The sequence below is a fragment of the Halobacterium sp. GSL-19 genome (genome assembly GCF_016917855.1).
In the GTDB taxonomy this organism is placed as follows: Archaea; Halobacteriota; Halobacteria; order Halobacteriales; family Halobacteriaceae; genus Halobacterium; species Halobacterium salinarum.
The window spans coordinates 1670732-1684741 of record NZ_CP070377.1 but is presented as its reverse complement, the minus strand read 5'-3'; the positions used below and the strand labels follow the sequence as shown (position 1 = coordinate 1684741).

18 protein-coding genes are annotated in these 14010 nt (G+C 70.7%); 7 read left to right on the top strand and 11 right to left on the bottom strand.

Annotated features, from left to right (window positions below):
• Positions 1-58: 58 nt before the first annotated feature.
• The 3 genes from JT689_RS10730 to JT689_RS10720 are packed head-to-tail and all read right to left on the bottom strand — an operon-like array spanning position 59 to position 2069.
• Positions 59-766 carry an energy-coupling factor transporter transmembrane component T gene (locus JT689_RS10730; protein ID WP_012289483.1) on the bottom strand — a complete coding sequence of 236 codons (708 nt, stop codon included), beginning with the start codon at positions 764-766 and terminating at the stop codon, positions 59-61.
• The gene (locus JT689_RS10725) at positions 763-1461 is read right to left on the bottom strand and encodes an ABC transporter ATP-binding protein (protein ID WP_010903729.1); all 699 of its coding nucleotides are present in this window, start codon (positions 1459-1461) and stop codon (positions 763-765) included. The genes JT689_RS10730 and JT689_RS10725 overlap by 4 nt, the downstream gene beginning before the upstream one ends.
• Positions 1461-2069 carry a biotin transporter BioY gene (locus JT689_RS10720; RefSeq protein ID WP_010903728.1) on the bottom strand — a complete coding sequence of 203 codons (609 nt, stop codon included), beginning with the start codon at positions 2067-2069 and terminating at the stop codon, positions 1461-1463. Before JT689_RS10720 ends, JT689_RS10725 begins: the two co-directional genes overlap by 1 nt.
• Positions 2070-2175: 106 nt before the next feature.
• On the opposite strand from JT689_RS10720, the gene JT689_RS10715 reads away from it, so the two are divergent.
• From JT689_RS10715 to JT689_RS10700, 4 genes are all read left to right on the top strand, one after another.
• The gene (locus JT689_RS10715) at positions 2176-2778 is read left to right on the top strand and encodes a conditioned medium-induced protein 4 (RefSeq protein ID WP_136361616.1); all 603 of its coding nucleotides are present in this window, start codon (positions 2176-2178) and stop codon (positions 2776-2778) included.
• Between the two features lie 66 nt (positions 2779-2844).
• Positions 2845-3492 carry a hypothetical protein gene (locus tag JT689_RS10710; protein ID WP_010903726.1) on the top strand — a complete coding sequence of 216 codons (648 nt, stop codon included), beginning with the start codon at positions 2845-2847 and terminating at the stop codon, positions 3490-3492.
• Complete coding sequence (locus tag JT689_RS10705; RefSeq protein WP_012289481.1) at positions 3489-4118, top strand: hypothetical protein; 630 nt, start codon at positions 3489-3491, stop codon at positions 4116-4118. Before JT689_RS10710 ends, JT689_RS10705 begins: the two co-directional genes overlap by 4 nt.
• 41 nt (positions 4119-4159) lie before the next feature.
• Positions 4160-4825 (top strand): hypothetical protein, encoded by a 666-nt coding sequence (locus JT689_RS10700; RefSeq protein WP_136361614.1) that lies wholly within the window; start codon positions 4160-4162, stop codon positions 4823-4825.
• Here JT689_RS10700 and JT689_RS10695 read toward each other — a convergent pair whose 3' ends face one another.
• The 3 genes from JT689_RS10695 to JT689_RS10685 all read right to left on the bottom strand — a co-directional run bounded on the left by JT689_RS10695 (position 4826) and on the right by JT689_RS10685 (position 6314).
• Entirely contained in the window at positions 4826-5422 is a 597-nt protein-coding gene (locus tag JT689_RS10695; RefSeq protein ID WP_010903724.1) for an L-threonylcarbamoyladenylate synthase, read from the bottom strand.
• Between the two features lie 86 nt (positions 5423-5508).
• Positions 5509-6024 (bottom strand): peroxiredoxin, encoded by a 516-nt coding sequence (locus JT689_RS10690; protein ID WP_205251184.1) that lies wholly within the window; start codon positions 6022-6024, stop codon positions 5509-5511.
• Positions 6024-6314 carry a glutaredoxin gene (locus JT689_RS10685; protein WP_010903722.1) on the bottom strand — a complete coding sequence of 97 codons (291 nt, stop codon included), beginning with the start codon at positions 6312-6314 and terminating at the stop codon, positions 6024-6026. The genes JT689_RS10690 and JT689_RS10685 overlap by 1 nt, the downstream gene beginning before the upstream one ends.
• 106 nt (positions 6315-6420) lie before the next feature.
• On the opposite strand from JT689_RS10685, the gene JT689_RS10680 reads away from it, so the two are divergent.
• On the top strand, positions 6421-7794 hold the full coding sequence (locus JT689_RS10680) for a hemolysin family protein (RefSeq protein ID WP_205251183.1): 1374 nt from the start codon (positions 6421-6423) through the stop codon (positions 7792-7794).
• Between the two features lie 14 nt (positions 7795-7808).
• On the opposite strand, the gene JT689_RS10675 is transcribed toward JT689_RS10680, so the two are convergent.
• Complete coding sequence (locus JT689_RS10675) at positions 7809-8990, bottom strand: inorganic phosphate transporter (RefSeq protein WP_205251182.1); 1182 nt, start codon at positions 8988-8990, stop codon at positions 7809-7811.
• A 62-nt stretch (positions 8991-9052) separates the two neighbouring features.
• Positions 9053-9736: a DUF5828 family protein gene (locus tag JT689_RS10670; protein ID WP_010903719.1), complete on the bottom strand. Its 684-nt coding sequence runs from the start codon at positions 9734-9736 to the stop codon at positions 9053-9055.
• A gap of 93 nt (positions 9737-9829) precedes the next feature.
• On the opposite strand from JT689_RS10670, the gene upp reads away from it, so the two are divergent.
• Both upp and JT689_RS10660 read left to right on the top strand, forming a co-directional pair.
• Positions 9830-10513 (top strand): uracil phosphoribosyltransferase, encoded by a 684-nt coding sequence (gene upp / locus JT689_RS10665; protein WP_010903718.1) that lies wholly within the window; start codon positions 9830-9832, stop codon positions 10511-10513.
• A 46-nt stretch (positions 10514-10559) separates the two neighbouring features.
• Positions 10560-10799 carry a hypothetical protein gene (locus JT689_RS10660; protein WP_010903717.1) on the top strand — a complete coding sequence of 80 codons (240 nt, stop codon included), beginning with the start codon at positions 10560-10562 and terminating at the stop codon, positions 10797-10799.
• A gap of 11 nt (positions 10800-10810) precedes the next feature.
• Here JT689_RS10660 and JT689_RS10655 read toward each other — a convergent pair whose 3' ends face one another.
• The 3 genes from JT689_RS10655 to JT689_RS10645 all read right to left on the bottom strand — a co-directional run bounded on the left by JT689_RS10655 (position 10811) and on the right by JT689_RS10645 (position 14006).
• Positions 10811-12835: a S9 family peptidase gene (locus JT689_RS10655; RefSeq protein ID WP_205251181.1), complete on the bottom strand. Its 2025-nt coding sequence runs from the start codon at positions 12833-12835 to the stop codon at positions 10811-10813.
• A 63-nt stretch (positions 12836-12898) separates the two neighbouring features.
• Positions 12899-13783 (bottom strand): NAD(P)/FAD-dependent oxidoreductase, encoded by an 885-nt coding sequence (locus tag JT689_RS10650; protein WP_010903715.1) that lies wholly within the window; start codon positions 13781-13783, stop codon positions 12899-12901.
• A 13-nt stretch (positions 13784-13796) separates the two neighbouring features.
• A complete protein-coding gene (locus JT689_RS10645) occupies positions 13797-14006 on the bottom strand; it encodes a hypothetical protein (RefSeq protein ID WP_010903714.1) in 210 nt (69 codons plus the stop codon).
• Positions 14007-14010: the final 4 nt, after the last annotated feature.

Here is a 14010-nt window from a genome sequence, read left to right as displayed (position 1 = left end):
TTCCGGGACAGGATCCAGATAAAGGTTGTCAACCATGCGACCACCGCATCCGGGGTGGTCACACGAGCACGGTTCCGGCGAGTCCGGCGGCGGCGGCGGTCGCCAGCCAGTCGCGGCGGGCGTACGCCAGCGGCGGGCTCGTCGGGTTCCAGGCGAAACACCGGGCGCGCAGCGCGACGGCGAGGCGGTCGGCCCGCGAGAGCGCGCGCCCCAGCCCACCCACCGCGACGAGCCGGATGCGTTCCCGGATCGACCGCTCGCCGCCGAGCCGCGCGTTCACGGCGTCCCGGCGGGCGGTGAGATCGCCCTGCAACACCGGCAGGAACCGGAACACGAGCGCGACGCCGATGCCCGTCGCGGCCCCGAGCTTCCCGGGCAGGAGCCAGCGGACGGCCGCCCGGGAGTCCCGCACGGGCGTGCTGTAGACGTAGGTGGCCGCGACGAGCAACACCAACAGCACGCGGTACGACGCGAGCGCGACGCGGGCGGCGGGGGCGATCCGGAACCACGGCTCGCCGAGCGTGAGTCCCGCCACGGCCGGCGCGGCCAGCAGGAACGGCGCGACCGCCCGGAACTCGCCGAGCACGTCCCGCACGGACGCCCCCGCGAGTCGCGGCACCACCACCGCAACCGGCGTGAGCGCCGCCAGCCCGAGGACCGTCGTGTGCGCGAACGCCGCGGCGGCGAACCCCGCCTGGAGCGCGAGCTTCGCCCGCGGATCCAGGCGGTGGAGGACGCCGCCGCCGGGCCGGTACGCCAGCGTCACGGCGGCCGCACCCCCGCGTCGGGGAGCGCGCCCCGGACGTCCGCGGGGTCGCCCCGGAGCGCGATCTCGCCGTCCCGCATCGCCACCACGCGGTCGGCCAGCGTCCAGACGTCCCGGAGGTCGTGGGTGACGACGATCAGACTCGTTCCCGCGGCGTGTAGCGCCCGCAGCCGGTCGAGGACGGACTGCCGTGCGGGCCAGTCCAGGCCCGTGAACGGCTCGTCGAGCACGAGGTGGTCGGGGCGCATCGCCAGCGCCGCCGCGATGGCCACCCGCTCCTGTTCGCCCCCCGAGAGGTCCGCGACGCGCTCGTCGCGTCGCCCGCCGAGCTCGACGGCGTCCAGCGCGTCCGCGACGCGGGCGTCGATCTCCTCGCGGGGGCGGCCGAGGTTCTCCGGGCCGAACGCCACGTCCGCGCCCACCGTCGCGCCGACGAAGCCGTCCCTCGGGTTCTGGAACACCATCCCGACGCTCGCGCGGGCGGCCACGAGATCCTCACCAACGGGGGTGCCGTTCACGAGCACCTCGCCGTCGTCCGGTTCGAGAAGGCCGTTGCAGTGCCGGACGAGCGTCGTCTTCCCGGAGCCGTTCGCGCCCGTCACCACCACGCATTCGCCGTCAGCGACGTCGAGGCTGACGCCGTCGACGGCGACGGTGTCGCCGTAGCGGTGAACGAGGTTCCGGACCGACAGCATCAGGCGGCGTTCAGCTGGTCGCTGCGCGTGATGCCGATCGCGGCCGCGATCTTGAACGCCTCAGCGGGGATGAACGCCGCGCCCGCGACGAGGAACGCGTCCACGAGCGCGGACGGAGCGAACGCGGCCGCGAGGCTGGGGCGCTGTACGATGGCGAACCCGACCGTGCCGGCGGCGTAGATGACGACGGTGGCCGCGACCATCGCGGCGACGAGTTTCGCCACCCCCACGTCCCGTGGGTCCGCGAGTTCGGTGGTGCCGTGTGCGACGAGCCCGGTCAGAGCCGCCGCGAACGGGTACGACAGGAGGTAGCCGCCGGTCGGCGCGACGAACGTGCCGAGCCCGCTCCCGCCGCCGGCAAACACGGGTGCGCCGACGCCGCCCGCGATCAGGTACAGCACCATGGACGCGCCGCCCCAGACGGGCCCGAGGTAGAGTCCCGCGAGGAAGACCCCCAGCACCTGCAGGGTCACCGGTGCCGGCGAGACGGGGTTCTGGAACGACACGTACGCCATCGCTCCGGTCAGCGCCGCGAACACGGCGGCTCGCGCGATGTTCTCGACGGTCTGGTCGCCGACCAGCTCGACGCCGTCTGTTTCGGTTTGCATGCTTGCGTTCCGTGTGTCGTCAACTGTATTCAAACGCCTGGTTTACGACGGCGCTGGGAGCCAGCAGACATTTCACCACGGGCACACAGACTCTCACAGTACCCCAATGGACGAGAAGACCGAGGAACTCCGTGACATCTTCCAGAGTGTCACCGACAACGACACCATCACGGAATCACAGGCCGACACCCACGGCTCGCTCACCGCCGAACCAGCCGTCGAGGAGACGCTCCGCGACACCATCACCACGATGCGGGACCGCCTCGCGTTCCACACCGACCTCGACACCGCGACCCTCGTCACGGTTGTCCGCCAGTTCTACGCCGGGGACGCCGACGACGCCATCGCCGCCGCCGCCGACATCGACGCCCGGACGGTCCGCCACGCCCGTCTCGACCTCCACCTCGTCCGCGACGACGACGCGGACACACCGCTGCCCCTGGACGCCGTTCGTGACGCCGTCGCCGACCCCACTGACCCCGACCCCGACGCCGTCGCGGACGCCCTCGACGCCGCCCCCGAGGACGCAGCCGCCGCCTGCGACGTGCTCCGCGCGAAAACAGCCATTCAGCGCTCCAACGACCGCTACCGCGCCGAGTTCGAGAACGTTCTCCGCGACCGCGCGCTCACCGAACGCCTCACCGCGACCGTCCACGAGGACGGCCTCGACGACGCCACCGACGGCCAGGAGACCGACGTCGACCTCTGACGCGCCAGCGCCGACCCGCGGTCCCCATCGAATCCCCTTTCACTGTGCCCCCCGAGACGTCAGTCAATGGCACGCGGTAGCCGCGGCGACGGCCCTCTCGACCCCGACATCCCCGCCGCTGTCGACGACGCGTTCGCCTTCCTGTTCCGGAACAGCACCGTCAACGCCGTCATCGCGTGGCTGGCGGTCGCCGTGCTCGGCGGCGTCGTCCTGGACAGCGCCCTCGACGTCGATCTCCGGTGGCTGGTGTTCACCGGCGCTGTCGGCGTGATCGTCGCCGTGCCGCCGGTCGTCTTCCGGTCGTGGCGCACGATGCTGCCCTGGGAACTGCTGTGTGTCGGACTGTTGCCCATCCTGGTGCGGGGGCTGTTCGGCGGCACCGTCGGCACGTTCGCCGTCTACGTCTCGCTGGCCGCCGTTGCACTCGTCGTCGTCGGCGAACTGCACACGTTCACGTCGCTGGCGGTCACGCACTGGTTCGCCGCCGTGCTGGTCGTGTTGGTGACGCTGGCCTCGGGGGCGGTGTGGGCGGTCTTCCGCTGGACCGCCGACCAGCATTTCGGCACCGCATACCTCACCACCAACCACGCGTTGATGACCGAGTTCGTCTGGGTGACGCTTGCGGGCCTCGCCGCCGGCGTCCTGTTCGCCCTCGCGCTCCGACGGCGAACCCGCTGGCTGCGCCGCGCCACCAGCCGGGTGACCGAGCGGTGACGCTGCTCCCCCGGCCGTCGGCAGCAACACAGCGCCTGCTCACACGCGCCATGCAGGCTGTGCTCGTCGGGATGGTGGCTTTCGGCCTCCTCGACGGCAACTCCAAGGCCGTCGTCAACGGCACCGTTACACTGCTCATCACGCTCGTGCCGGGCGCGCTCGAACGCAACTACGGCCTCCCCATGGACCCGTGGCTCGTGCTCTGGATCACCGCGGCGGCGTTCCTCCACTCGCTGGGATCGTCCGGACTGTACGTTTCCATCCCCTGGTGGGATCACGTCACGCACGCGCTGTCGGCGTCCCTGGTCGCGGGTGCCGGATACACGGTCGCGCGCGCCGTCGACTGCCACCACGACGACATCACCGTGCCACGCGAGATCGCGTTCGTCTACATCTTCGTCGTCGTGCTCGCGTTCGGCGTCGTCTGGGAGCTCCTGGAGTTCGGCCTCGACGAACTCGCCACAGCCACCGGACTGGCGATGCCGCTGGCCCAACACGGCCTCGCGGACACGATGCACGACTTCATGTACAACTCCCTGGGCGCGCTCGTGGTCGCCGTCTTCGGGCAGGCCCACCTCACGGGCGTCGCCGAAGTCGTCGCGGCCTGGTGGCGCTCGCGCCAGTAGCACGCCAACGTTCACATACGAGGCCGCGCCCACCCCGGCCCGTGACCGCCGACGACCGCGTCCCGTTCAGCGATCTCGCGACCGCCGCGTACTGTCCCCGCCAGCTCTACTACGCACGCCGCGACGACCGGGACCCGCCCCCAGCACACGACGCCGCCCGCGAACTCGCGGCCCAGTACGGCGCGCTTTCGACCGCCGATGCGTCGACCCTGGCCGCCCACGACCTCGCCGTTTCACCCCCTGAGTTCCAGTCGAACCTCGCCGCCAGCCTCGCCGTCCACTCCGTTTCTGACCCCGCCGAAACCGCCGTCTACCTGCGTGGGAAGGACGCACACGGCACGGCGGCGAAAGTCCACCACGACCCATTCGCCCCCTCGCTCGTGACCCCAGGGAGCCCACCCGAAGCCGGGGTCTGGGAACCGCAGGCAGTCCGGGCGGTCGCCGCCGCGAAAGCCCTGTCGTGGCGCGAGCAGACGCCCGTCGACCACGCCTTCGTGGAGTACGCCCGCCACGGCGTGATCCGGCGCGTCGCCCTCACCACCCGGAAGAAAGCGGCCTACCAGCGCGCGCTCCGCACCGCGCGCTCGCTGGACGGCCCGCCGCCACGGCTGCACGACGACGCCAAATGCGGGGCCTGCGACTACCGCGAGGCGTGTGGCACCGAAACCCGCAGCCTCCGATCGCTGCTGTCGTTCGACGACGCGTAGTCAGGCGTGCTCGGCCAGCCACTCCCGGACGGCGTCGCCGACCGCGCCCGCGCGCAGTATCTCGCCGCGCGCCACGTCGACCACTGTACTCCCAGTCCCCCCCGGCGACTCCCCGGCGTCCACCACGGCGTCGACGCGCGCCCGGAACGCGGGGTCGAGAGCCGCCGGGTTCGTGACGCTTGGCTCCCCGGAGACGTTCGCGCTCGTCGCCGTCAGCGGCGCGACCCGCTCCAGCAGCGCCACCGCCACCTCGCTGTCGGGCACCCGCACCCCGACGCGGTCCCGGCCGCCGGTCAGCACGTCGGGGACCGAATCGCGCTTCTCGCAGACCACCGTGACGGGGCCGGGCAGGAACTCGGCCATGAACGCCCGCTCGGTCTCGCCGACGGCGACGTGCTCGACGGCGGCTTCGACGTCCGGGAACGCGAACGACAGCGGCTTCTCGCGGGGCCGCCGTTTCGCCTCGAAGGCGGCCTCGATGGCGTCCGGATCGAGGGCGTCCGCGGCGAGTCCGTACACCGTCTCGGTCGGGAAAACCACCAGCCCGCCCTCACGGAGCGCTTCGGCGGCCTCGGCCAGGGCGTCGTCCGTACTCATAGCGGGACTACACGCTTGCTCGAAAAGGAACTTTTGACCGCGCTAAGCGAACCCCGGAGCCACGAACCGCGCGACACCGGATGCGACTACAGTTCGTCTAGCGCAGCCTCCAACTCGTCGTACGCGGGGAACTCCGGCCACTGCTGGGCCACCCACGCGTACTCGACGGTGCCATCCGCGTCGATGACGACCGTCGCCGGACGGTGCTCGACGACACCCGCCATGCCGTCGGGGTCGTGCTTGACGCCGTACGCCTCGGCGACGCCCGCTTGCGGGTCGCTGAAGAGGCCGGTGAACTCCTGGATGCCGCGGTCCTCGATGGTGGTCTTGTGTTCGTACGGCGTCGAGATGGAGACGCCGACCACCTGGGCGCGCTCGTGGACGCCGCGCTCCCGCAGCTCGGAGTACATGTCCGTCGCGGGGAACGCGCCGTCCATCGGCGTGAACACCAGCACGACCGGGCCCTCCGCCAGCAGGTCCGCCAGCGCCACGTCCGCCCAGTACTCGTCGGTCACCAGCGGGCGGATGAAGTCGGGGGCGTCGTCGCCCGCCGCCACGTGGTCCGCCGCCGGGAGGTCGACGACGTCGAAGTCCAGTTCCATCACTCCCCACCCCCGTAGGTGGCGTCGAGATACGCGACGATGTTCGCGCTCTCGGCCATCGCCACGCCGGTCTCGTCGTCCACGATGGCGGGCACGGTGCGCGCGCCGACGATGCGCTTGACGGCGTCGCGCTCGGAGTGCATCGGCTCCACGTACCGCGACTGATACGCCAGCCCGAGCTCCTCCAGGCGGTTCACGACGCGCTCGCAGAACGGACACGCCTGCAGCCGATACAGCGTGATGTGGGCGTCACTGTGCGGCGGCCGTGGTGGCGCTGCGGGAGCACTCATGTACGAGGTGTTCGGCGGAATCCCGGGTAAACGCTTCGCCCGCGGCGGCTGTCGCAGCTTCGGTCAGCAAAGAATTAAAAGGAGTGCGGAGTAAGACAACATCTGAATGGGCATCTCACCGCCTCTGACTGCTGTGTCGGCGTTCGGGACCGACGTTTCCGGAAACGCCTTCATCGGCGCCGGAGTCGCGACGCTGGCCGTCCTGATGGTACTGTCGGCGTTTTTCTCCTCCTCGGAGATCGCCATGTTCTCGATCCCGCGCCACCGCATCGACGCACTCGTCGAGGAGGGGCGTTCGGGCGCTGACGCAGTCGCAGCGCTGAAAAGCGATCCCCACCGGCTGCTCATCACCATCCTGGTCGGGAACAACCTCGTGAACATCGCGATGTCCTCGATCGCCACCGGCCTGTTCGCCACCTCCATGTCGCAGGGCAAGGCCGTGCTCGCGGCCACCTTCGGCGTCACCGCCCTCGTCTTGCTGTTCGGGGAGAGCGCGCCGAAGTCCTACGCCGTCGAGAACTCCGAATCCTGGGCGCTGTCCATCGCGAAACCCCTGCAGTGGAGCGAGCGATTCCTGTATCCGCTGGTCGTCCTGTTCGACTACCTCACGCGCGCGGTCAACCAGTTCACCGGCGGTCGGGCGGCCATCGAATCCAGCTACGTCACGCGCTCCGAGATCCAGGACATGATCAAGACCGGGGAGCGCGAGGGCGTCATCGAGGAGGACGAACGGGAGATGCTCCAGCGCATCTTCCGGTTCAACAACACCATCGCCAAGGAGGTCATGACGCCGCGCCTCGACATCGTTGCGGTCTCGAAGACCGACACCATCGAGGCGGCCATCCAGACGTGCACGCAGGCCGGCCACGAGCGCGTGCCCGTCTACGACGGCGAACTCGACAACGTCATCGGCGTGGTCAGCCTCGAGGATCTCGTCCGCGAATCCCTCTACGGGGAGACCGAGGACGCCGAGCTGGACGACCTCATCGAGCCGACCCTCCACGTCCCCGAGTCCAAGAACGTCGACGACCTCCTCCAGGAGATGCAGGACGAACGCGTGCAGTTGGTCGTCGTCATCGACGAGTTCGGCACCACGGAGGGGCTGCTCACCGCCGAGGACATCACCGAGGAGATCGTCGGCGAGATCCTGGACGGCGGCGAGGACCTCCCGATCGACTCCGTCGACGAGGACACCGTCCGCGTGCGCGGCGAGGTGAACATCGAGGAGGTCAACGAGGCCCTGAACATCGACCTGCCGGAGGGCGAGGAGTTCGAAACCATCGCGGGGTTCATCTTCAACCGCGCCGGCCGGCTCGTCGAGGAGGGCGAGGCGTTCCGCTTCGAGGACATCGAACTCACCGTCGAGCACGTCGAGAACACGCGCATCATGAAGGCCCGCGTGCAGCGCCTCGACTCGGCGGCCGAGGCCGACGCCAACGCCGAAGTGTTGACCGCGGACTCCACCGGGAACGGCGCGTAGCGCGTTCCCACCGCCTACATGACCGCGCTGACGGCCGCGAACACGCCGTAGCTGGCTGCGAACGCGACCACCAGCGACGCCACCCACGCCAGCACCGTCACCACCATTTTCCGGCCGCTGACGCCGCCACCGCCGCCGCCCGCGGCGGCGTACCCCGAGCCGATGATCGCGGAGACGATGATCTCGTTGAACGACACCGGGATGCCGAAGAACACCGCCGACTGCGCGATGGCGAAACTCGGGATGAGCGCGGCGATCGACCGCCGCGGCCCCAGCGAGGAGTAGTCCTGTGAGAGCGCCTTGATCATCCGCGGCGCGCCCGTCCAGGACCCAACGAGCAGTCCAACGCCGCCACCCGACAACACGTACGGCAGGGGGATCTCACCGCCGATGAGCGGCAACAGCGGCCCCACAGCGAGGCCGACCTGACTCCCGCCGGCGGAGAACGCCACCAGTCCGCCCAGCGCCAGCAGGAAGTGGCGCTGCCCGCGGCTGGCGTTGCCCGCGCTGTCACAGTAGAGCGCGCCCGCGACCGCCGCCGCCACCGCCAGCGTCGCGGCCCCACGCCCCACCAGTGACGGCGTGCCGGCCACGCTCGCGAGCGACCACGCGATCGACCGTGCGGCGTCGGGGCCGCCGAGAAACGCGAACTCGATGTTGGCGGTGATCGCACCCACGCCGCCCGCAAGCGCCGGCACGAGCACGCGCTCGTGGGCGGTGTCCCGGAGGCTCCGCGCGGTCACGTACGCCGTGCCGCCGCCGACGAACGGCGTCAGCACCCACAGCGTCGCTATCTGCTGGTATTTCGGCCACGCCGGCCCACCCCCCATCGCCAGCCCGGTACCGACAACCGCGCCCGTGACGGTGAACGCGGTCGCGATCGGGTATCCGGCGAACACGCCCGCCGCGACCAGCAGCGCCGCCGTCGACAGCGCTATCGTCGCCGCCAGCGGCGACAGCGGCATCCCCACGATGAGATCGCCGCCGACCGCCTCCGAGACGTTCGCACCCTGGAACACCGCGCCCGCGAGCCCGAGGATCCCGACGACGAACCCCGCACGCATCACCGTGATCGCGTTCGCGCCAACGGCTGGTGCAAACGGCGTCGATCCCGACGACCCGGCACCGATCGCCCACGCCATGAACAGGCTCGCTACCGCCGCCACCACGAACGTCGCTGCTTCAGCACCAACCATTCGTTAGTCACTATCCGCGCGGCGGTGCAAAGAGGCTGCCGGCACGCGTCGCCCAGCCGGGCTCAGTTCGTGGTCGATTTGGCGTCCTCGCGTTGTTTCGGCGGGTCGACGCCCTCGGCGGCCTCCGCGACGTCGGTTTCGCGTTCCGTGTCCACGTGCCAGCGGTCGAGCGCTTCGAACGACGAGAGGTGGTCTTGGACCGCCGACTTGAGATCGTCGTCGTTGATGTTCACCTCGAAGACGAACTCCTCCTGGCTGCGGACGCGCTGGATGTTCGCGGACACCAACGCGTTGTCGAAGTAGTACGGCGCGATCCGCGTCATCACGTTCCGGTACACCGCGTCCTCGACTTTCCGGATGGCCTTCCGGCCGGCCGTGTCCGCCGCCCGCTTGACGTGGTCCAGGGACGACTGCCACTTCTCGACGGCGTCACCGCCGTCGCCGTCGCCGAGCTTCTCGTAGGACGCCGACAGCTGCTCGCCGGCCTTCTGTAGGTCCTCGTCGGCGGACGCGCCGGCCTTCTCGCCTTTGCCCTCCGCGACGCTGGCCTGATCGGCGGTCTTCTCGTTGACCTCGTCACCGATGCGCTCGTGTGACTTCGGCCGCCAGTCGTCCCACTCCGCGAACGCGTCCGCAAACGCCTCGTCGGCACCGGCTTCCCGCAGCGCGGTCGTGATGCGTTCGCCGTGTTCGACCACGTCGCCCCACGTGCCCCGCTGCTTGAACCCCGCGACGCTCTCCTCCATAGCTGCCCGATCTAGGCCCGCATCGCATAAACCTCTTGTCGATACCGGCGTGTCATAGTAGGTTTCAAGCCGACGCGCAGTCCCACCTCACGTATGACCATCGAGGACCGCGGCGACGCACACGTGATCACGCATTCGCTCGCCAAACACACCCTCTCCCGGCTCCGGGACACCACCACCGAGCAGGTGAGCTTCCGGAAGGGGCTGGTGAAACTCGGCCGCATCTCGGGCTACGAGATCATCGACGGCGCGATGGAGACGGAGTTCACGGCCTTCGAAACGCCGCTCACCGAGACGACCGGCGAGCGCGTCACCGGCCTGGACGACGTCGTCATCATCAACGTGCTCCGTGCGGCAACCCCGTTCGTCGAGGGGCTGCTGAAGGCGTTCCCGCGAGCGAAACAGGGCGTCATCAGCGCGGGCCGCGACGAGGACGCCGGCATGGACGCCGACGGCGAGTTCCCGATCACCGTCGACTACGTGAAACTCCCGGACATCTCGGAGGGCGACACCGTCATCGTCGCCGACCCGATGCTCGCCACCGGATCGACGATGTGCACCGTCCTCGACCACGTCACCGACGAGATGCCCGCCGCGGGCGTCGAGGACCTGTTCGTGCTGTCGGCCGTGAGCGCCCCGGACGGCCTGCTGCGGGTCGGCGACCAGTTCCCGGACGCGGACCTGCTGACGGTCGCCATCGACGACACGCTCACCGACGACGGCTACATCGTGCCCGGACTCGGGGACGCCGGCGACCGCGCGTTCCGCACGACCTGACGGCGGCCCCGCCACGTTCAAGACGCTCGCCCGCAAGGCAGCGCGTATGAGCGACGCCGACGCGGAGCCCTGTGATTGGTGTGGCGACGCGGTTGCGAACCCGTTATCGCGGACGGTTCGCGTCTCCGTCGACCGCTCCCAGATCGACAGCCAGCGCCTCTGTCCCGAGTGCTTCGCCGAATGGGTGGATCGCTACGAGACGGAGATGCGCGCCGACACCGGACACGACGACGCAGCCGCGGCGGCCGACGGCGAGGACGGCGGCACCGACATCATCGTCGACTGACCGCAGGGGGGTTACTCGTCGGCGGCCGCCCCGGGGCGGTCGGTCTCCAGCACCGGGGCCGCCTCGTGGTGGTCGCTGTAGCCGTCGAACCAGGCAGCGATGCGCTCGATGCGGTCGACCACGTGGCCCGGATCACCGGACCGGGAGAGATCGTGGCCCTCGCCGGGATACCGAACCAGCCGGGTGTCAACGCCGTGTTTCTTCAGCAGCCGGTAGAACAGCTCCGCGGTGTTCGCCGGCGTCCGGTAGTCGGCCTCCGAGTGCACGAGCAGCGTGGGGGTGTCGACGGCGTCGGTGTGCGCCGCCGGGGACTGCGCCCACAGGAACGCGTTGTCCCGCACGGGGTCGGTGTCGAACTCACCCTCAACGAGCGCGTAGGCGTCCGTCGTGCCGTAGAACCCCGTGAGGTCGTAGACGCCGCGCTGCGCGACCGCGCCGGCGAACGCGTCGGTGTGGCCGACCGCCCAGCCGGTCATGAACCCGCCGAAGCTCCCCCCCGTGATGAACGCGTTGTCGGCGTCCACGTAGTCGCGGTCGGTGACCGCCGCCACGCCGGCCATGACGTCCGCGAGCGTGACCGCGCCCCAGTCGCGTTCGACGGCACGCAGCCACTCCTGGCCGTACCCCGTCGAGCCCCGGGGGTTACACCAGAACACCACGTACCCGCGGGCCGCAAGCGTCTGGAACTCGTGCCACATCGTCCCGGCCGCCGACCACATCAGGTGCGGGCCGCCGTGGACGTTCACGACCAGCGGATACGTCTCCTCGGGGTCGAACTCCGGGGGCGTGAGCACCCACCCCTGGATGTCGCCCGCGGGACCATCGATCCACACCGACTCGGGCTTGGAGACGGCGCGCTCGTCGAGGTAGTCGCGGTTCGCGCGCGTTAGCGTGACCTCCTCACCACCCATCGGGGTCGCCGCCACGACCTCGCCGGGGTGGTCCCATTCGGACTGCACGACGGCCACCGCGTCCACGGACACCGAGAACGCGTGGACGTGGCGGTCGCCGGCAAGCACCACGCGGTCGTCGCCGGTGTCGGCGGCCACCCGCCGCAGGACGTACCCGCCCTCGTCGGGCGTGCAGACGTACAGGTGCTCGCCGTCGGGCCCCCACTCCGGGGCGTGCCCCGCAGTCCGCTCGGCGACTGTGCGGTCGACCCCGTCCGTGAGGCGGTCGGTCGCCCCGGTGTCGCGGTCGAAGACCTCGACGGCCGTCTGCGTCAGCGTCGGGTCGTCGGCCGGCGTCGTCGTGTACGCGACCCGGGAGCCGTGGACGGCCAGCGTCGGCCCCATCCCCTCGACGGTCGTCACAACGGTGCTGTCAGCCGAATCCGCCGGCGTCGCGGCTTCGATCGCCCACTCCAGGCGGTCGTCGGCGTCCAGCCCGCGCCGGATCGGATAGTACAGCGTGCCGTCGTCGCCCCACGCAGGGCCGCCGCATTCGGCGACACCCGCGGTCACTCGGTCGACGCGCCCCGCAGCGAGGTCCGCGACGTACACGTGCCGGCGCGCGCCGTCCCGGTAGCTCGTGTGGCCGCGGTACATCTGCCGGTCGATCACGCGCGGATCGGGGGTGTCGCGCTCGTACTCGCCGTCGTGCTCGCGGTCCAGCTCCTCGGCTCGCTCCGCCGGCCGCACCGCCTGCAGGAACGCCACCCGGTCGCCGTCGGGTCCCCACGCGATGTTCGAGACGCCGCCGATCACGTCGGTGATTCGCGTTGCCTCCCCGCCGTCCACGGGCACCACCCACAGCTGGGGGCGACCCCCGCCAGCGTCGCCGCGGGTGGAGACGAACGCCAGACGGTCCCCGGTGGGGCTCCACGCCGGCTCGGCGTCGGTGCCATCGGCGGCGGTGAAACGCCGCGAACCGCCACCGCCGACCGGCGCGACGTGGACTGACGCGGTCTCCTGGCCGGTGTCGCCGTCGCGCTCAGCGGTCGTTCGGACGTACGCCACGCGGTCGCCGGTCGGGGAGACCGCCGGCTGGCTGAGCCGCGCCAGCTCCCAGTAATCGCTGGCTTCGACTGGCTGCATAGTGGGGGGTCGCCCGGCGCTCGCAAAACGGTTCGGGTACCCCCCGTGGCTGTCTGCCGCCAGTCAGTCCCGTTGCTCGCGGTACGACTCGATGTGGTCGTCGTCGATGTGATCGAGCAGCCGGTGTGCTCCCGCTTCGGCGCGCTCCTCGATCGCGTCCGCGGACAGCGTCGCGTCGAACGTGCGATCGAGGTGCGCCGCCCGCAGCGCCGCGAACTCGTCGTCGTCGAGGTCGTGGTCGTCGCCGGCCTCGGCGGCGAACCACTCCCGCCAGCGGTCGCGGTCGGCCCACTCCCCACTGAGATCCGACTCGCGGCGCTTCCAGTCGTAGTGTGGGGCCACGCCCTCGGGGTATCCCCGGGCGCGCTTTCGGTCCGCCAGCAGACAGCGCGCGACGTGCGCGCCGTTGCCCGCCGCGATCACGGCCTGTGCGCTGCGCTGGCCGCCCGGGGACGCGACGTAGAGGCCGTCGACGGGCGTGCGGCCGTCGGCGTCGGCGTACGCGTCGTCGAAGCGCTCGCGCGACTCGCCGTGGTGGTCGTGGGTTTCGAAGGCGCTGTCGCCGACGACCGGCCGGAGGTACGAGCCGTCGTACCACGCCGCGGCGAGCACGGTGTCGGTGTACACCCGACGGCCGTCCTGCGTTTCGACGACGAACCCGGTGTCGTCGTCGCTCGGCCGGTCGACCGATTCGACGGTGTCCGCGATCAGGTCACAGCCCGCGGTCTCGGCGTGGTCGTGGAACAGCCCTCGCAGCGTCGGCACGTCGATCCCGCCCGGGAACCCGGGGTAGTTCTCGACGAACGCACAGCGCGGGAGCGCGGCGTTCCCGCGGTCGAAGACGACCGTATCGAGGCCGTAGCGCGCGGTGAACACGCCCGCAGCGCAGCCCGCGGGGCCGCCGCCGACGATGACGACATCACGGCGCTCGCCGTCCTGGGTGGGCATCGGTTCGGGCACGTCAGATCGCCCCCGCGACGATGTCTGCGACGCGCTGGCGGTCGAACAGTTCGCCGTCGAACGCGACATCCCCGACGGGCGCGATCGAGGCGGTGTACGTGTTCTCGGCGCCGCGTTCGTCGGTGTTGTCGGGGCTGCGCGCACAGCCCGCGAGCAGCCCGACGGTTGTGAGGCTCGTGGTTGTGGCGAGGAACTGTCTGCGCGTTCGCATGGTT